Genomic DNA, 13,784 nt, shown 5'->3' on the forward strand with positions numbered 1-13,784 from the left:
GGTGGAGCGGGGGTGTCTCCACCGGCCGGTGGTTCGACTACTCGCCGGGGTGGGCGAGTTCGATGTCGTGGCCGTCGACGCCGGGTCCGGCGATCGTCAGCGCCGTGGCCACGGGCGGGTAGCCGGTAGCGATGACCGTGTACTCGCCGCTGTCCAGATCGGTGAAGGCGTACGCCCCGTCCGTGCCGGTGGTGGCCGTGCCGACCACGTTGCCCGCCGCGTCGACGAGGGTCACCCGGGCGTCGGCCAGCGCTCCCTCCGGTGCCCGGACGACCCCCTGGAGCCGCGCCCCGGCCTCCAGGTCGATCTCGATCCGGGTGACCCCGGTACCGCCGACCTCGACGGGCAGGGCGCGCGGCCGGAACCCGGCGGCGTTCACCGCGACGGTCACCCCGCCCGGCACCAGCTCGCCGAAGCCGAACTCGCCCTGCTCACCGGTGACTCCACTGGCCAGCACATCGCCGCGCACATCGGTCACCACGACCATGGCGTCCTTGACGGCCGACCCGGCCCCGGCGGCCCGCACCACACCGCTCAGCCCGCTCGTGCCGCTGAGCAGGATGTCGTACGCGACCGGCTCGCCGCCCACGACCACCGTGGACGCCTGCGGCTGGAAGCCGTCGGCGGCCGCGATCAGGACGTACGACCCGGGGGTGGGCGCGTCCACCGCGTAGGTTCCGTCGGCCCCCGCGACCGAACGGCCGAGCTGCCGTCCGCCGAGCGAGATCAGGGTGACGGCGGCCCGCGGCACGGGCGCGCCCTCGGCCCCGCGGACGTGACCCCGTACGGGAGTTCCGCCACCGCCCGGCACCTGGGCCGGGGCCGTGACCGCTGCCCGGGGCTCGGCGGTCGTGGCGGACTCGGCGGAGTCGTCGGACACCGTGGCCGGTGTCGCGGCCGGGAGTGTCTCGGTCGCCTGGGCCGCCTGGGCGAGCGCCCCGGTGGTCCGCAGCGGGACCTCCTTGATGAAGAGGGAGAAGATGAGCGCGAGGACGGCGAAGGGGGCCGCGTAGAGGAAGACGTCTCCGATGCCGTGGCCGTAGGCGCTCTCGATGACCGAGCGGATCGGCGTGGGCAGGGCGTCCAGGTCGGGGATCTCGCCGTGGCCCGTGGCGGACCCGGACACGCCCAGCTTGGCGAGGCCCTCCTGGGCGTAGTGCGAGATCCGGTGGCTCAGGACCGCGCCCAGCGCCGAGACGCCGATCGCGCCGCCGAGGGAGCGGAAGAAGGTGACGACCGAACTGGCGGCACCGAGGTCGCCGGGGGCCACCTGGTTCTGGGTGCACAGCACCAGGTTCTGCATCATCATGCCGACGCCGAGCCCGAGCAGTGCCATGAAGATCGCCACGTGCCAGTACTCCGTGTCGTACCGGAGCGTGCCCAGCAGGGCGAGGCCCGAGGTCACCAGCACACCGCCGGCGAGCAGCCAGGCCTTCCAGCGGCCCGTGCGGGTGATGACCTGACCGGAGACGGTCGAGGAGACGAACAGACCGGCGATCATCGGGATCGTCATGACGCCGGACATGGTCGGCGACTTGTCGCGGGCCAGCTGGAAGTACTGGCTGAAGAAGATCGTGCCCGCGAACATCGCGACACCGACGAAGAGCGAGGCCAGCGACGCCAGCGCGATCGTCCGGTTGCGGAACAGCCGCAACGGCATGATCGGCTCGCTCGCCTTCGACTCGACCAGCAGGAACAGCGCGAGCAGCGCGACCGTGCCGCCGACCATCGCGTACGTCTGCCACGACACCCAGTCGTACTTGTCACCGGCGAAGGTGACCCAGATCAGCAGCAGGCAGACCGCGGCGGTGATGAGGAAGGCGCCGGCCCAGTCGACCTTCACCTTGCGCCGGACGACGGGCAGGTGCAGGGTCCGCTGGAGCACGACCAGGGCGATGACGGCGAACGGCACGCCGACGTAGAAGCACCAGCGCCAGCCGAGCCAGCCGGTGTCGGTGATGACACCGCCGACCAGCGGGCCGCCGACCATGGCGGTCGCGAAGGTGGCGCCGAGGTAGCCGTTGTACCGGCCGCGTTCGCGCGGGGAGATCATCGCCGCGAGGATGATCTGGGCCAGCGAGGAGAGCCCGCCCATGCCGATGCCCTGGACCGCGCGGAAGGTGATGAGCATCCCGGCGTTCTGGGACAGACCGGCGGCGGCCGAGCCGAGCACGAAGATCACGAGCGCGAGCTGGATCAGCAGCTTCTTGGAGAACAGGTCGGCGAGCTTGCCCCACAGCGGGGTGGACGCGGTCATCGCGAGGAGCGACGCGGTCACGACCCAGGTGTAGGCGCTCTGTCCGCCGCCCAGGTCCTTGATGATGTCCGGCAGTGCGTTCGACACGATCGTCGACGACAGGATCGCCACGAACATGCCGAGCAGCAGTCCGGTCAGCGCTTCCATGATCTGCCGGTGCGTCATCGGGGCGTGGTCGCCACCGCTGTGGGGAGCACCCTTGGCGGTGCCTCCTCCGTGCTTGGCGTGAGCCCGCACACCGGCTGGTGTGGTCGTTGCCATGGGGCTTCCTTTTCCTACGGGTCTTTGCGGGTGTACGGGTCGGGGTGAACGCCGCTGTACGGCGTACGGATCGTGGGGCCGCGGTGGGGGCCGCCGGGTGGGGCCCGCGCGTCGTCGCGTCGGCCGCTAGGCGGGGGTACGGGTCGCGGTGGCGTCGAAGCTCTCGCGCAGCCGGGCCAGCAGCCGGGCGAGCTGGGCGATCTCGTCGTCGGACCAGTCGCTGAGCCGGTCGGCCATCAGCCGGGTGCTGCGCCGGTCCAGCTCCGCGACCACGGCCCGGCCCTCGGGGGTCAGGCGCAGGATGCGTGAGCGCTTGTCCACCGGGTCGGGGAGGCGTTCGATCCAGCCCCGCTCGGCGACGTGGGCGACATGACGGCTGGTCACCGACATGTCCACCGAGAGCAGCTCGGCGAGCCTGCTCATCCGCATCTCGCCGTGCCGGCCGAGCAGGGTCAGGACGCCCGCCGATCCGCCGGGGCACTCGTGCGGCAGCATCCTGGTGAGCTCCCGCTTCACGGCCCCGATGGCACTGAGCTGGCGGACCAGCTCCTCGTAGTGCGCCTGCCCGGCCATGGAGTCCCTCCCGTGTTTGTTGCTTAGGGCAACCATAAGACTGGATGGTTGCTGCAGGCAAATGAAATCGGGTTCCGTGCGGCCCAAGTCTTGGCAAAGGAGAACGTTGCGCGGTCGTGGGCGGGCAACCCCGCTTGGGCGCGTCCTCGGCGATTCGCTAAGGTCTCGGGCCATGGCCGACAACCAGAACCCCCAGGGCAACTACGACCCCGCGGGGAGCACGCAGATGTTCCGCGCCTTCGTCGACGAGACGCCTTCGGGGGGCCGTCAGGCCGCCTCGGCCGCGGCCGGGGGCTCCGGGCCGCGGATCGGTGTGATCGTCGGTGTTCTCGCGGCGGTGGCCGTGGTCGCCGCGGTGGTGTGGCTGGCGCTGGCGTAGCTCGCCGCCGGGGTGTGCCGCACGCCCACCCGTCTGCCGGCGTCTGTGATCGTGCGGGTGCGGGTGCGGGTGCGGGTGCGGGTGCGGGTGCGGGTGCGGAGTGCCGGTGCCGGTGCGTCGTGGTTGCTCGCGCAGTTCCTCGCGCCCCTGAAATGCCGGGGCTGCGCCCCGTGCTTCTCGGGCCTGCGCCCGGCCATCTGCCTGAGCCACCCCATACCCACGCACACGACTACCGCCGGGGTGCCTTCTGGGAATCGGCCCCCCGGCGGGTCACGTGTCAACGTGTGGCTGACGCCACCTCAGTCGGAGATCAGGCCCTCGCGGAGCTGGGCCAGGGTCCGGGTGAGGAGGCGGGAGACGTGCATCTGGGAGATGCCGACCTCCTCGCCGATCTGGGACTGCGTCATGTTCGCGAAGAACCGGAGCATGATGATCCGGCGCTCACGCGGCGGCAGCTTGGCCAGCAGCGGCTTGAGGGACTCGCGGTACTCCACGCCCTCCAGCGCCGTGTCCTCGTAGCCGAGACGGTCCGCGAGGGAACCCTCGCCACCGTCGTCCTCGGGGGCCGGCGAGTCCAGTGACGACGCCGTGTAGGCGTTGCCGACCGCGAGGCCGTCGACGACGTCCTCCTCCGACACGCCCAGTACGGCGGCGAGTTCGGTGACCGTCGGGGAGCGGTCGAGCTTCTGGGACAGCTCGTCGCTGGCCTTGGTGAGGGCCAGGCGCAGCTCCTGCAGGCGGCGCGGAACCCGCACCGACCACGAGGTGTCGCGGAAGAACCGCTTGATCTCGCCCACGACCGTCGGCATCGCGAACGTCGGGAACTCCACGCCCCGTTCGCAGTCGAAGCGGTCGATCGCCTTGATCAGGCCGATCGTGCCGACCTGGACGATGTCCTCCATCGGCTCGTTGCGCGACCGGAAACGGGCGGCGGCGTAACGCACGAGCGGGAGGTTGAGCTCGATGAGGGTGTCCCGGACATAGGCACGCTCGGGGCTGTTCTCGTCCAGTGCGGCCAGCCGCAGGAACAGGGAGCGGGACAGGGTGCGGGTGTCGATGTTCGCCGAGGCCGACACGGCCGGAAGGTCAGTCACCGGCGGAGCCTGGGGACCGGGAAGGTCCTCAAGCGCCTGAAGGTCCTGAGGGGCCTGGATAGCGTCGGGCGCGGTTTCGCTCTTGTCGAGCGTGAGCACCTTCGAGCTGCCCTGGTCTGCGGACATGCCACCCCCTTTGGGTCGCGGACGGTCGCGGCGGACGCTCCGTCGTAAGGAACGCAGCCTCCACCTGAATACCGGCGGCGAGGCCACGGCAAACGCGCTGGGGAGAGAATGTCACACGTCGGCAACGCGATGTAGTGACATGTCGACATGGAGAGGGTGAATAGGCCCTGGAAACAGGCGGTCTGATGGGATTTCATGGCAGTTCGGCTAGAAGAAGACGCAATGAGCGATTCGCTCTCTCCGGTGACCCTTCGACAGCGCATTCGGTCACGCCCATGGCCTGCGCACGCGCACCGCTGGCCGATTCTGTGCGCCCCGCCTGCCCTCGTGCGCCCCGCGTGCCCCACGGCCCATCCGGGAATCCGCGGAGGACTTCTGGTTACCGACGGTCACCCGGTCCGCTCCCCGGGCGGCGCCCTGACGGCGGCGCGGGGAACTGCGCGACCGGTCACGACGAAGCCCCCGTGGCCGACCCTGTGGCCGACCCTGCGGCCGATCCCGTGGCCGCCCCTGTGGTCGATCCCGCGGCCGACCCGCACGTACCCGGCTGACGGCCCGGCACCCTGCGTCCCGAGCGGAGCGCCTACACCTCGATCCGGTTGGCCGAGCGCAGCCGCGCGAAGCTCCGGGCCAGCAGCCGTGACACGTGCATCTGGGAGACTCCCAGCTCGGCGCTGATCTGCGACTGCGTCAGGTTGCTGTAGTAGCGCAGCAGCAGGATCCGCTGCTCGCGCTCGGGCAGCTGGACGAGGAGGTGCCGTACGAGGTCGCGGTGTTCGACGCCGTCCAGCTCCGGGTCCTCGTAGCCGAGGCGGTCGAGCAGCCCCGGCATTCCGTCGCCCTCCTGAGCGGCCTCCAGCGAGGTCGCGTGGTAGGAGCGGCCCGCCTCGATGCAGGACAGGACCTCCTCCTCGGTGATGCGCAGCCGTTCGGCGATCTCGGCGGTGGAGGGGGTGCGCCCGAACGCGGTGGTGAGGTCCTCGGTCGCGCTGTTCACCTGGACCCACAACTCGTGCAGCCGGCGCGGGACGTGGACCGTGCGGACGTTGTCGCGGAAGTACCGCTTGATCTCCCCGATGACGGTCGGCATCGCGAAGGTCGGGAACTGCACGCCGCGGTCCGGGTCGAACCGGTCGATGGCGTTGATCAGCCCGATGGTCCCGACCTGGACCACGTCCTCCATGGGCTCGTTGCGGGAGCGGAAGCGGGCGGCCGCGTAGCGCACGAGCGGGAGGTTCGCCTCGATGAGCGCCCCCCGCACGCGGTTGTGCTCCGGGGTGCCCGGAGCCAGATGCTTCAGCTCGCCGAACAGCACCTGGGTGAGGGCCCGGGTGTCGGCGCCGCGGCGCTTCTCCGGGGCGGGTGCGGTGGCCTGGGCGGTGACCTGGGCCGAGGTGGGCTCGGGAGCCGGGACTTCTTCCTGGGGAGGCGCAGTACTGGCCGACACGGTCAACGCCACCTCTTCATCCATCAACTCAACCGTCAAAAGCGGTCATAGCATCACAAGACATGTGCACTGTGATCAAGCACCGCATATCGCCGTGTTGAACAAGAGTTGAGAGCGAGAGGGGCAATTGGGTGTAAAAAACCCCGCACCGATCGAGTGCGGGGCGTGCGGAGCGGTGCGTACGTGCGACTGCTACGACTTGTTATGGATGAGGTTGATGCGGCTGCGGCGGCTGGGGCTGCGGCGGCTCAGAACTCGTAGTCGGCGACGACCCAGGTGGCGAACTCGCGCCACAGCGCCACGCCCGCCTGATGGTCAGGGTGCTCGGCGTAGGCGCGCAGGTCGTCCAGGTCGTCGAACGCGGAGTTGATCGCGAAGTCGTAGGCGATGGGGCGGTCGCTGAGGTTCCAGCCCAGTTCCCAGGAGCGGATCTCCGCGATGGTGCCGTCCAGTGCGCGGAAGGCGCTCTCGCCCCGCACGACCCGCGGGTCGTCGCGCTCGACGCCCTCGTTGAGCTTGAAGAGGACCAGGTGGCGGATCATGGGTGCTCCGGGGAGGTCGTACGGGGCAGGGGCGCGGGGCGGGGTCTACTGGGCCCCGTCGGCGAGCCAGGTGAAGAAGTCGCCGATGGACTGGGCGGCGTTGGAGACGCCCTCGAACCCTATCTGGACGTAGTCGGCGGCCTGGGCCGGGTCCGTGATGATCACGTAGAGCACGAAGACCACGAGCACATACAGCGCGATCTTCTTCCCCTGCACCGCCACCGCGGCCTCCCCCGCCTCTTGCGCCCCTTGGGCCCTGTCGGTCCCTCTTTGTCGGCGGCGAGTGTAACCCGATCATGCGTTCGCAGGAGAGACGCAGAGTCCGTGAAACGCAGGAAGGGCCCCGTCTGACGACGGGGCCCTTCTCCAGCGGTAGCGGAGGGATTTGAACCCTCGGTGACTTGCGCCACACTCGCTTTCGAGGCGAGCTCCTTCGGCCGCTCGGACACGCTACCGAGGGAGACCTTACAGCAAGGTGGGGCGTGCTTTGAAATCGGTATCGCCGGGTTCTCAGCGGGTGCGGAAGAACTCGGTGAGGAGCCTGGCGCAGTCGTCGGCGAGGACGCCTTCGACGACCTCGGGACGGTGGTTGAGGCGCCGGTCGCGGACGACGTCCCAGAGGGAACCGGTGGCGCCGGCCTTCTCGTCGCGGGCGCCGTAGACGACCCGGTCGATCCGGGACTGCACGAGTGCGCCCGCGCACATCGTGCAGGGTTCGAGGGTCACGACCAGCGTGCAGCCGGTCAGCCGCCACTCGCCGGCCCGCCGCCCGCCTTCTCCGGCGGAGGTGCCGCGTGCCGCCGCATCCCGCAGCGCGGCGGCCGCCCGGCGGAGGGCCAGCACCTCGGCGTGGGCGGTCGGGTCGCCGGTCGCCTCGCGTTCGTTGTGCCCGGTGGCCAGCACGGTCGTGCCGTCCGGGGACAGGACGACCGCGCCGACCGGGACGTCACCGCCCTCGGCGGCCCGCCCGGCCTCGGCCAGGGCGAGCCGCATCGCGGCCCGCCAGGGGTCACGCACGGGATCGGGTCCGCCCGGTGCCGCCGCATCGGTCGCGTCGGTCACCGGGGGACCTCAGCCGATGGACTCAGCGGACCGTCTCCAGGACCTCCGACGCTCCGAGGGCCTCGGCGATCGAACCGAGGGCGTCGTCGGCGTCGAGAGCGCGCAGCTCCTTCTCACCCACCCCCAGGTCGTCGAGGATCTCGGTGTCGCCGACGGGGCTGTGCGGCACGGCCTCGGCGGACGTGTCGTCATCGTCGTCGTCGGACTCGCCGTCCTCGGTGCCGTCGAGGTCGAGGGACTCCAGGTCGGGGGTGTCGTCGCCGGGCTCCCTTCCGAGCAGTTCGTCGGTGAGCAGGATCTCGCCGTAGCTGCTGCGGGCAGCGGCGGCGGCGTCCGACACGTAGATACGAGGGTCCTCCTCGCCATCGATACGGACGACGCCGAACCAGGCGTCCTCCTGCTCGATGAGCACCAGCACCGTGTCGTCGCCGGGCGAGGCTTCACGGGCCAGGTCGGCCAGATCCGACAGGGTTTCCACATCGTCGAGCTCTGTGTCGCTCGCTTCCCACCCGTCTTCGGTGCGCGCGAGCAGTGCGGCGAAGTACACCGTGACTCTCCCACTGGTCATAGGTGTGCCGGTCGGGGGTCCCCCCGGCGGACGTTGTGGATGGGGAGGCTTGCGGTCCGAGCCCCACCCACTCGGAATCGTGGCAGAAACAGAGCGCTCAGGGGACGTCTTCGGCTCCCTGTGTCCGGCTCTTTTGATCGCCGGTGGGTCCGCCGTTCACCTGCGCACCTGTTGCCGCCACCAGCGGATCGTACGCGGAGTTCCCGGCAGCATATGCACGGCCACCCCGTGAACGCCCCCACATACCCCACGAACCCGGCACATGGCCCTCACGGAGAGGGGAGGAGGTGGAGGGGAGCGGAGGAGAGAGGCGCGGGGAGGCCGGTGTCAGGTCACCAGCGGAAGGTGCGCATACGCATGGCGTGGCGGAGCCGGGCGGCCTTGGCACGGCGCGGCTGGACCCGGTCGCGCAGCTCCCGTGCTTCCGTCAGCTCCCGCAGGAACTGCGCCCGCCGCCGCCGGCGCGCGGCCTCGTTCTCCCGCCCGCTTCCCTGCGCCGCCCCATCAGCCATGCCTGCCACCTCTTCGGCCCCTCGCACCGCCACCCGCACCCCTTCCACGGCTTCCCGAGCCGCGCCTCCGGTTCGGCGCGCCGTCCTGTCCGCCGGGGGTGCCGTCCGCCCGGCCGTCCGTGCCGGTCCGCCGTCGGTGCGTGCCGCCCGGTCGTCCGCTCGCGCCGGCGCACCGGCCCTTCGCGCCGTTGTGGCGGGCGCTTGAGCCGTCGCTCCCCGCCGCGTCCCGCGACCGGCTGTCCCGGCAGAGGCCCGCGGCGCTCGACGGTTCCGTCGTTCCGCTCCATCGGCCGTGCGCGTCGTACCGTCGGCCGTGCGCGTCGTACCGTCGGCCGTCCGCGTAGCTTCCTCGGCTGTCCGCGTCGCACGGTCTGCCGTACCGGTCGCACCGCGGGGCGTCCGCCCCGGCAGCCGTGTCCGCCGGGCGGGTGCGCTGCGTGGCTCGGCCCGGTCGGGCCTCCCGCGGGTGTCCCGTGGGCGTGGGGAAACGTTGTTCGGGTCTGGCATGGGCTCACCACCGTCAGGCGTCGGTCGTTCCGTCGCCGCTCCGTTCATCCCACTTTCCCTCCGATGGCGGGTTTGATGCCATCGGAGGGGGCGGTGGGTGGTGGACGGTGAGGGGGCGCTCGGGGGTGTTGCCCCGGTTACTGTTGTGGACATGCGTCTCCACGTCGTCGACCACCCTCTGGTCGCCCACAAGCTCACCACGCTGCGCGACCGGCGCACCGACTCCCCGACCTTCCGGCGCCTCGCCGACGAACTGGTCACCCTGCTCGCCTACGAGGCCACGCGGGACGTGCGCACCGAGCTGGTCGACATCACGACGCCGGTCGCCGCGACCACGGGCGTCAAGCTCTCCCACCCGCGCCCGCTCGTCGTGCCGATCCTCCGGGCGGGCCTCGGCATGCTCGACGGCATGGTCCGGCTGCTGCCGACCGCCGAGGTGGGTTTCCTGGGCATGATCCGCAACGAGGAGACGCTTGAGGCCTCCACGTACGCCACCCGCATGCCGGAGGACCTCTCCGGGCGTCAGGTGTACGTCCTCGACCCCATGCTCGCCACCGGCGGCACCCTGGTCGCCGCGATCCGCGAGCTGATCGCCCGCGGCGCCGACGACGTGACCGCCGTGGTGCTCCTCGCCGCCCCCGAGGGTGTCGAGGTCATGGAGCGGGAGCTGGCGGGCTCACCGGTGACGGTCGTGACCGCCGCCGTCGACGAGCGCCTGAACGAGCACGGTTACATCGTGCCGGGCCTGGGAGACGCGGGCGACCGGCTCTACGGCGCCGCGGAGTAGATCCCCGGGTCCGTGGGCCACGTTGGCCACGTGGTCCACGAGGTCTCGGGTCCGCGGTTCAGCAGGGTTTCGCGGTGGAGGGCGTCGGCTCGGGTCTGGTCAGGTCGGCCAGGGCCTTGTCGGCGTCCTTCTGCTTGCTGAGGGCCTTGAAGCCGGTGCCGATGACGAGGTCCACCTCGGTGGCCTTCTTCCGGCCGTCGGTCTTCAGCTGCGCGCCGGCGAGCTGGGTGTTGAGTACGGGGAGTGCCGCGCTCTCGGCGGCCTTCGCGCCGAGCAGTATCGCGGTGCCCTTGACCTTCTTGTCGTACTCCTCGGTCGCGTTGCCCACGTTCCCGATGCGGAAGCCGCGCTTCTTCAGCGCGGCGGCGGTCTCCTTGGCGAGACCGGCGCGAGGGGTGGCGTTGAGGACGTTGACGGTGATCTTGCCGGGTGCGGGATAGCCCTTCGTGGGCGCCGCCGACTTCCCGGCCGGCCCGCTCTTCTTCGGGGACGGGCTCACCCGGGACGCGCAGTCCGCCTTGGGGCCGGCCGCGGCGGCCTGGTCCCCGTCGCCGGTGAAGACGTCGATGAGCTGCAGGGTTCCCCAGCCGACGAGGCCCAGCGCGGTCACGGACGCGACGACCGCGAGGACCAGCCTGCGACGCCTCCTGGGCCGACGCAGCTTGGGGTACTTGTCCCCCGTGATCCGGTACTGGCCGCCCATGCCGGGAGGCGTCAGCATGCTCATGGGCGCAGCGTAGTGCCGTTGGACGGCGATGCCTACTAGATGATCATTCACCGCGCTGCAGTCCAACCCGAAAGGGCCAACCGGCACCGGTACGGGCAGGAGGTGGTGCGGGCTAGTCCAGTTCGAGGACGCGGGCGTGCAGCACCTGGCGTTGCTGGAGGGCCGCGCGGACGGCGCGGTGGAGGCCGTCCTCCAGGTACAGATCGCCCTGCCACTTCACCACGTGCGCGAAGAGGTCGCCGTAGAACGTGGAGTCCTCGGCGAGGAGGGTCTCCAGGTCCAGCTGCCCCTTGGTCGTCACGAGCTGATCGAGGCGGACCGGGCGCGGCGCGACGTCCGCCCACTGCCGGGTGCTTTCCCGGCCGTGGTCGGGGTACGGCCGGCCGTTTCCGATGCGCTTGAAGATCACACGGAAAGCCTACCGGTCGAGACGTTCCGGGCGCAGCCATGGCGGCGGAGTGTGAGCGCGGAAAAGGGTGAGCGAAGTGGGGCGAAACGGTGATTCCGCGAGGGGCCGGTGGTGGTCGTCGATGTCCGGCGGGGTTCTTTCGCGGAGGGCGTGGGTCCGGGGCGGGTGACGGCGAACGCCCCGGAGCCCGCCGGCTCCAGGGCGTTCGTGGTGGGGGTGGGACGGGGTCAGTCGGCGGGTCGGTGGTGTGAGGGGTGCTTGTCCGTGACGGGGATCGGGCGGTCCGCGGGGGATCGCCCACCCGTCCGCTCGCCCGTGCGTTCGCCCGGCCGTTCGGGAGTCCGTTCGGGAGTCTGTTCGGGAGTCCGGGTGGTCGGCTCGGGGGTGCTGCGCAGGGCCTCGGCCTGGAGGAGCGCGCGGAGGACCGTGTAGGGGTCAGCGGGCATGGGGGTGTCCGTCCTGTCCTGTGCTGTGGCTGGTTCTGCGGTGCTGAGGTGGTGGGTAAGTGAGCTGGGCTCTCTCAGCAGCGCAGGACCACGGAGCGCAGGGTGTGCAGGGCGTACGGAGGGTGGGGCGGCGGAGAGGTGAGGGCGGGGCGGGTGCCGTGCGGGGCCGGGAGGGAGGGGTGGGGGGAGGCGGCCGGGGCCGGGCGGAGCGGGGGCGCGGGGCGTGGGGTGAGGCGGGGGGCGCTTTCGAGTGGGTCGTACTCGGCGGCCGGGAGTTCGCTCGCCAGGGCGGGCGCGAGGGAGGGGACGGTGGTCGCCGGGGTGGTGGGGATGAGAAGGGCGACGGTCAGGGCGAGCACCCGCAGCCAGGCTCCGCGCCGGGCTCTCATCCTCGCTCGGGCACGGAAGGCTTCCGTGAGGGTGGGGTGCACGGGGGAGGGATTCCCGAGGGAGCGGTGGGCGCACCGGGTGGGGCGGGGGATCCGCTCGCTCGGCGTACGGGTATGTGGGTGCGGGGGGGGCGGATGTACGGGCATGCGGGGGCGTACGGGTGGTGCGTGAGCGGGCGTACGGCAGGGTGGCCGGGCGTACGGCCGGGAGGCCGGGTGCGTGTGGTTGGACCGTGCGCTGCCGGGAGTGGCCCGGTGCCGGTTACTTGCCGGTGGCCTTCGCCGCCTTGGCCGCCGCCTTCATCTCCTGTTTGTGGGCGCGGACCTTGGCCAGGGAGTCGGGGCCCTTGATGTCGGCCACGGAGCGGAAGGAGTCGGGTTCGCCGTAGGAGCCGGCGGCTTCGCGCCAGCCGGTGGGGTGGACGCCGAGTTGTTTGCCGAGGAGGGCCAGGAAGATCTGGGCCTTCTGGCGACCGAAGCCGGGGAGGGATTCGAGGCGGGAGAGGAGTTCCTCACCGGTCGCCGCGTCCCGCCAGACCGCGCTCGCGTCGCCGTCGTAGTGGTCGACGAGGTACTGGCACAGCTGCTGGATCCGCTTCGCCATGGAGCCGGGGTAACGGTGTACCGCCGGTTTGGCCGACAGCAGCGCGACGAACGACTCCGGGTCGGCCGCCGCGATCTCGTGGGCGTCCAGGTCGTCCGCGTCGAGTCGCCGGGCGATGGTCCACGGGCCCTTGAACGCCCACTCCATCGGCACCTGCTGGTCCAGCAGCATGCCGACCAGCGCGGCGAGCGGACTGCGGCCGAGAAGCTCGTCCGCCTCGGGGTCCTGGGCGAGGTGAAGGGTCACGTTCATGCCCCGATGATCGCCCGCCGGACGGCCCGCCGCAGCCCGGCCCCGGGCGGGCGGGGATCCCGGCTCCCCTACGGGCGCCAGTAGCCCAGCGCGTGGATCCGCTGCTTCGGTACGCCCAGGTCCTTGCGGAAGTACGCCGTCAGGGCGCGGGTCGTCGTGGTGTCGCAGGCGATCCAGACGTAGGGCGTGGGGGTGTCCGTCAGGAGGGCGGGGGCGTCGGCTCTCACCCGGGTGAGGAGACCGGCGCCGGCGTCCTCGCGGGGGACCGGGCGGAAGTCGTGGCGGACGGGATCGAGGCGGACGGGGAGCCCGCCCGCGTCGGGGGCGGGGGCCCCGAACTCCTTCGCCATCTCGAACCAGATCGTCGCCGGGGCCGACGGGAGCGCGTCGAGGAGGGAGTTGACGGCCGGGAGGGAGGCCGGGTCGCCGATGGCGAGGATGCGGGACGGGGTGGGGTCGGGGTCGGTGAAGGCGGTGCCCTGGACCGTGGCCTCGATGGTGTCGCCGGGTTCGGCGGTGCGGGCCCAGTCGCTGGCACGGCCGTCGTGGAGGGCGAACTCCAGGCTGAAGGTGCCGGTGGCCGGGTCGGGGTCGACCAGGGTGTACGCCCGCTGGTGCGGTTTGCCGGCGGCGTCGAACCACAGGCGTACCCACATCGTGGGGTGGACACCGGTCACCGCGAGCATGCCGCCGTCGGTGAGGTGGACCCGGCGGTAGTGCTCGGTGACCTGTTCCGCACCGGTGACCGTGAGGACGAAGTCCTTGCCGCGGAGCAGCTTGAGGACCGCTCCCTCCCAACCGTGCCCCTGCCCCATGGCTTCTGCACCCTTCGAGTACGCTTT

Annotated in this window: 17 protein-coding genes and 1 tRNA gene; 2 read left to right on the forward strand and 16 right to left on the reverse strand. The window is 71.4% G+C overall.

The annotated features are described in order from the left end of the window. Positions 1 to 37: 37 nt before the first annotated feature. Together ACZ6BB_RS27230 and ACZ6BB_RS27235 are read right to left on the reverse strand one after the other, a co-directional pair. A complete protein-coding gene (locus ACZ6BB_RS27230) occupies positions 38 to 2,422 on the reverse strand; it encodes an MFS transporter (protein ID WP_471617872.1) in 2,385 nt (794 codons plus the stop codon). 222 nt (positions 2,423 to 2,644) lie between these two features. Continuing rightward, entirely contained in the window at positions 2,645 to 3,091 is a 447-nt protein-coding gene (locus ACZ6BB_RS27235) for a MarR family winged helix-turn-helix transcriptional regulator (protein ID WP_471617780.1), read from the reverse strand. Positions 3,092 to 3,263: 172 nt separating this feature from the next. Here ACZ6BB_RS27235 and ACZ6BB_RS27240 point away from each other — a divergent pair, with 172 nt between their 5' ends. Beyond that, positions 3,264 to 3,470: a hypothetical protein gene (locus ACZ6BB_RS27240; RefSeq protein WP_471617781.1), complete on the forward strand. Its 207-nt coding sequence runs from the start codon at positions 3,264 to 3,266 to the stop codon at positions 3,468 to 3,470. 299 nt (positions 3,471 to 3,769) lie between these two features. Here ACZ6BB_RS27240 and ACZ6BB_RS27245 read toward each other — a convergent pair whose 3' ends face one another. The 8 genes from ACZ6BB_RS27245 to ACZ6BB_RS27280 all read right to left on the reverse strand — a co-directional run bounded on the left by ACZ6BB_RS27245 (position 3,770) and on the right by ACZ6BB_RS27280 (position 8,821). Then, on the reverse strand, positions 3,770 to 4,690 hold the full coding sequence (locus tag ACZ6BB_RS27245; RefSeq protein ID WP_013002373.1) for an RNA polymerase sigma factor SigF: 921 nt from the start codon (positions 4,688 to 4,690) through the stop codon (positions 3,770 to 3,772). A gap of 583 nt (positions 4,691 to 5,273) precedes the next feature. Beyond that, positions 5,274 to 6,161, reverse strand: a complete 888-nt coding sequence (locus tag ACZ6BB_RS27250) for an RNA polymerase sigma factor SigF (protein ID WP_471617782.1) — start codon at positions 6,159 to 6,161, stop codon at positions 5,274 to 5,276. Positions 6,162 to 6,385: 224 nt separating this feature from the next. Then, on the reverse strand, positions 6,386 to 6,679 hold the full coding sequence (locus ACZ6BB_RS27255) for a Dabb family protein (RefSeq protein WP_471617783.1): 294 nt from the start codon (positions 6,677 to 6,679) through the stop codon (positions 6,386 to 6,388). Positions 6,680 to 6,724: 45 nt separating this feature from the next. Further along, the gene (locus tag ACZ6BB_RS27260; RefSeq protein ID WP_471617784.1) at positions 6,725 to 6,901 is read right to left on the reverse strand and encodes a hypothetical protein; all 177 of its coding nucleotides are present in this window, start codon (positions 6,899 to 6,901) and stop codon (positions 6,725 to 6,727) included. A gap of 148 nt (positions 6,902 to 7,049) precedes the next feature. Beyond that, positions 7,050 to 7,134 (reverse strand) — tRNA-Ser (locus ACZ6BB_RS27265). A 55-nt stretch (positions 7,135 to 7,189) separates the two neighbouring features. Continuing rightward, on the reverse strand, positions 7,190 to 7,741 hold the full coding sequence (tadA, locus tag ACZ6BB_RS27270; RefSeq protein ID WP_471617785.1) for a tRNA adenosine(34) deaminase TadA: 552 nt from the start codon (positions 7,739 to 7,741) through the stop codon (positions 7,190 to 7,192). Between the two features lie 22 nt (positions 7,742 to 7,763). After that, the gene (locus ACZ6BB_RS27275) at positions 7,764 to 8,288 is read right to left on the reverse strand and encodes a tRNA adenosine deaminase-associated protein (RefSeq protein ID WP_471617873.1); all 525 of its coding nucleotides are present in this window, start codon (positions 8,286 to 8,288) and stop codon (positions 7,764 to 7,766) included. Between the two features lie 353 nt (positions 8,289 to 8,641). Further along, complete coding sequence (locus tag ACZ6BB_RS27280; RefSeq protein WP_059083869.1) at positions 8,642 to 8,821, reverse strand: hypothetical protein; 180 nt, start codon at positions 8,819 to 8,821, stop codon at positions 8,642 to 8,644. Positions 8,822 to 9,479: 658 nt separating this feature from the next. Between ACZ6BB_RS27280 and upp the strand changes: the two genes are divergently transcribed. Continuing rightward, entirely contained in the window at positions 9,480 to 10,115 is a 636-nt protein-coding gene (gene upp, locus ACZ6BB_RS27285) for a uracil phosphoribosyltransferase (protein WP_059083870.1), read from the forward strand. A 58-nt stretch (positions 10,116 to 10,173) separates the two neighbouring features. Here upp and ACZ6BB_RS27290 read toward each other — a convergent pair whose 3' ends face one another. The 6 genes from ACZ6BB_RS27290 to ACZ6BB_RS27315 all read right to left on the reverse strand — a co-directional run bounded on the left by ACZ6BB_RS27290 (position 10,174) and on the right by ACZ6BB_RS27315 (position 13,757). Next, positions 10,174 to 10,818 (reverse strand): LytR C-terminal domain-containing protein, encoded by a 645-nt coding sequence (locus tag ACZ6BB_RS27290; protein ID WP_471617874.1) that lies wholly within the window; start codon positions 10,816 to 10,818, stop codon positions 10,174 to 10,176. 136 nt (positions 10,819 to 10,954) lie between these two features. Beyond that, a complete protein-coding gene (locus ACZ6BB_RS27295) occupies positions 10,955 to 11,251 on the reverse strand; it encodes a type II toxin-antitoxin system VapB family antitoxin (RefSeq protein ID WP_003999914.1) in 297 nt (98 codons plus the stop codon). Positions 11,252 to 11,478: 227 nt separating this feature from the next. After that, the gene (locus tag ACZ6BB_RS27300) at positions 11,479 to 11,697 is read right to left on the reverse strand and encodes a hypothetical protein (RefSeq protein WP_471617786.1); all 219 of its coding nucleotides are present in this window, start codon (positions 11,695 to 11,697) and stop codon (positions 11,479 to 11,481) included. 74 nt (positions 11,698 to 11,771) lie between these two features. Continuing rightward, positions 11,772 to 12,086, reverse strand: a complete 315-nt coding sequence (locus tag ACZ6BB_RS27305; protein ID WP_471617787.1) for a hypothetical protein — start codon at positions 12,084 to 12,086, stop codon at positions 11,772 to 11,774. Positions 12,087 to 12,348: 262 nt separating this feature from the next. Continuing rightward, positions 12,349 to 12,942 (reverse strand): HhH-GPD-type base excision DNA repair protein, encoded by a 594-nt coding sequence (locus ACZ6BB_RS27310; protein ID WP_471617788.1) that lies wholly within the window; start codon positions 12,940 to 12,942, stop codon positions 12,349 to 12,351. Positions 12,943 to 13,010: 68 nt separating this feature from the next. Further along, positions 13,011 to 13,757, reverse strand: a complete 747-nt coding sequence (locus ACZ6BB_RS27315; protein ID WP_471617789.1) for a siderophore-interacting protein — start codon at positions 13,755 to 13,757, stop codon at positions 13,011 to 13,013. Positions 13,758 to 13,784 lie beyond the last annotated feature (27 nt).

Source organism: Streptomyces sp. NPDC041108 (genome assembly GCF_055592645.1).

What these genes read in the sequence shown, in the direction of transcription:
- ACZ6BB_RS27230 (WP_471617872.1), bottom strand. Translation starts at nt 2,422, where the DNA reads ATGACGCACCGGCAGATCATGGAAGCGCTGACCGGACTGCTGCTCGGC.
- ACZ6BB_RS27235 (WP_471617780.1), bottom strand. Translation starts at nt 3,091, where the DNA reads ATGGCCGGGCAGGCGCACTACGAGGAGCTGGTCCGCCAGCTCAGTGCC.
- ACZ6BB_RS27240 (WP_471617781.1), top strand. Translation starts at nt 3,264, where the DNA reads ATGGCCGACAACCAGAACCCCCAGGGCAACTACGACCCCGCGGGGAGC.
- ACZ6BB_RS27245 (WP_013002373.1), bottom strand. Translation starts at nt 4,690, where the DNA reads ATGTCCGCAGACCAGGGCAGCTCGAAGGTGCTCACGCTCGACAAGAGC.
- ACZ6BB_RS27250 (WP_471617782.1), bottom strand. Translation starts at nt 6,161, where the DNA reads ATGGATGAAGAGGTGGCGTTGACCGTGTCGGCCAGTACTGCGCCTCCC.
- ACZ6BB_RS27255 (WP_471617783.1), bottom strand. Translation starts at nt 6,679, where the DNA reads ATGATCCGCCACCTGGTCCTCTTCAAGCTCAACGAGGGCGTCGAGCGC.
- ACZ6BB_RS27280 (WP_059083869.1), bottom strand. Translation starts at nt 8,821, where the DNA reads ATGGCTGATGGGGCGGCGCAGGGAAGCGGGCGGGAGAACGAGGCCGCG.
- upp (WP_059083870.1), top strand. Translation starts at nt 9,480, where the DNA reads ATGCGTCTCCACGTCGTCGACCACCCTCTGGTCGCCCACAAGCTCACC.
- ACZ6BB_RS27290 (WP_471617874.1), bottom strand. Translation starts at nt 10,818, where the DNA reads ATGGGCGGCCAGTACCGGATCACGGGGGACAAGTACCCCAAGCTGCGT.
- ACZ6BB_RS27300 (WP_471617786.1), bottom strand. Translation starts at nt 11,697, where the DNA reads ATGCCCGCTGACCCCTACACGGTCCTCCGCGCGCTCCTCCAGGCCGAG.
- ACZ6BB_RS27305 (WP_471617787.1), bottom strand. Translation starts at nt 12,086, where the DNA reads ATGAGAGCCCGGCGCGGAGCCTGGCTGCGGGTGCTCGCCCTGACCGTC.
- ACZ6BB_RS27310 (WP_471617788.1), bottom strand. Translation starts at nt 12,942, where the DNA reads ATGAACGTGACCCTTCACCTCGCCCAGGACCCCGAGGCGGACGAGCTT.
- ACZ6BB_RS27315 (WP_471617789.1), bottom strand. Translation starts at nt 13,757, where the DNA reads ATGGGGCAGGGGCACGGTTGGGAGGGAGCGGTCCTCAAGCTGCTCCGC.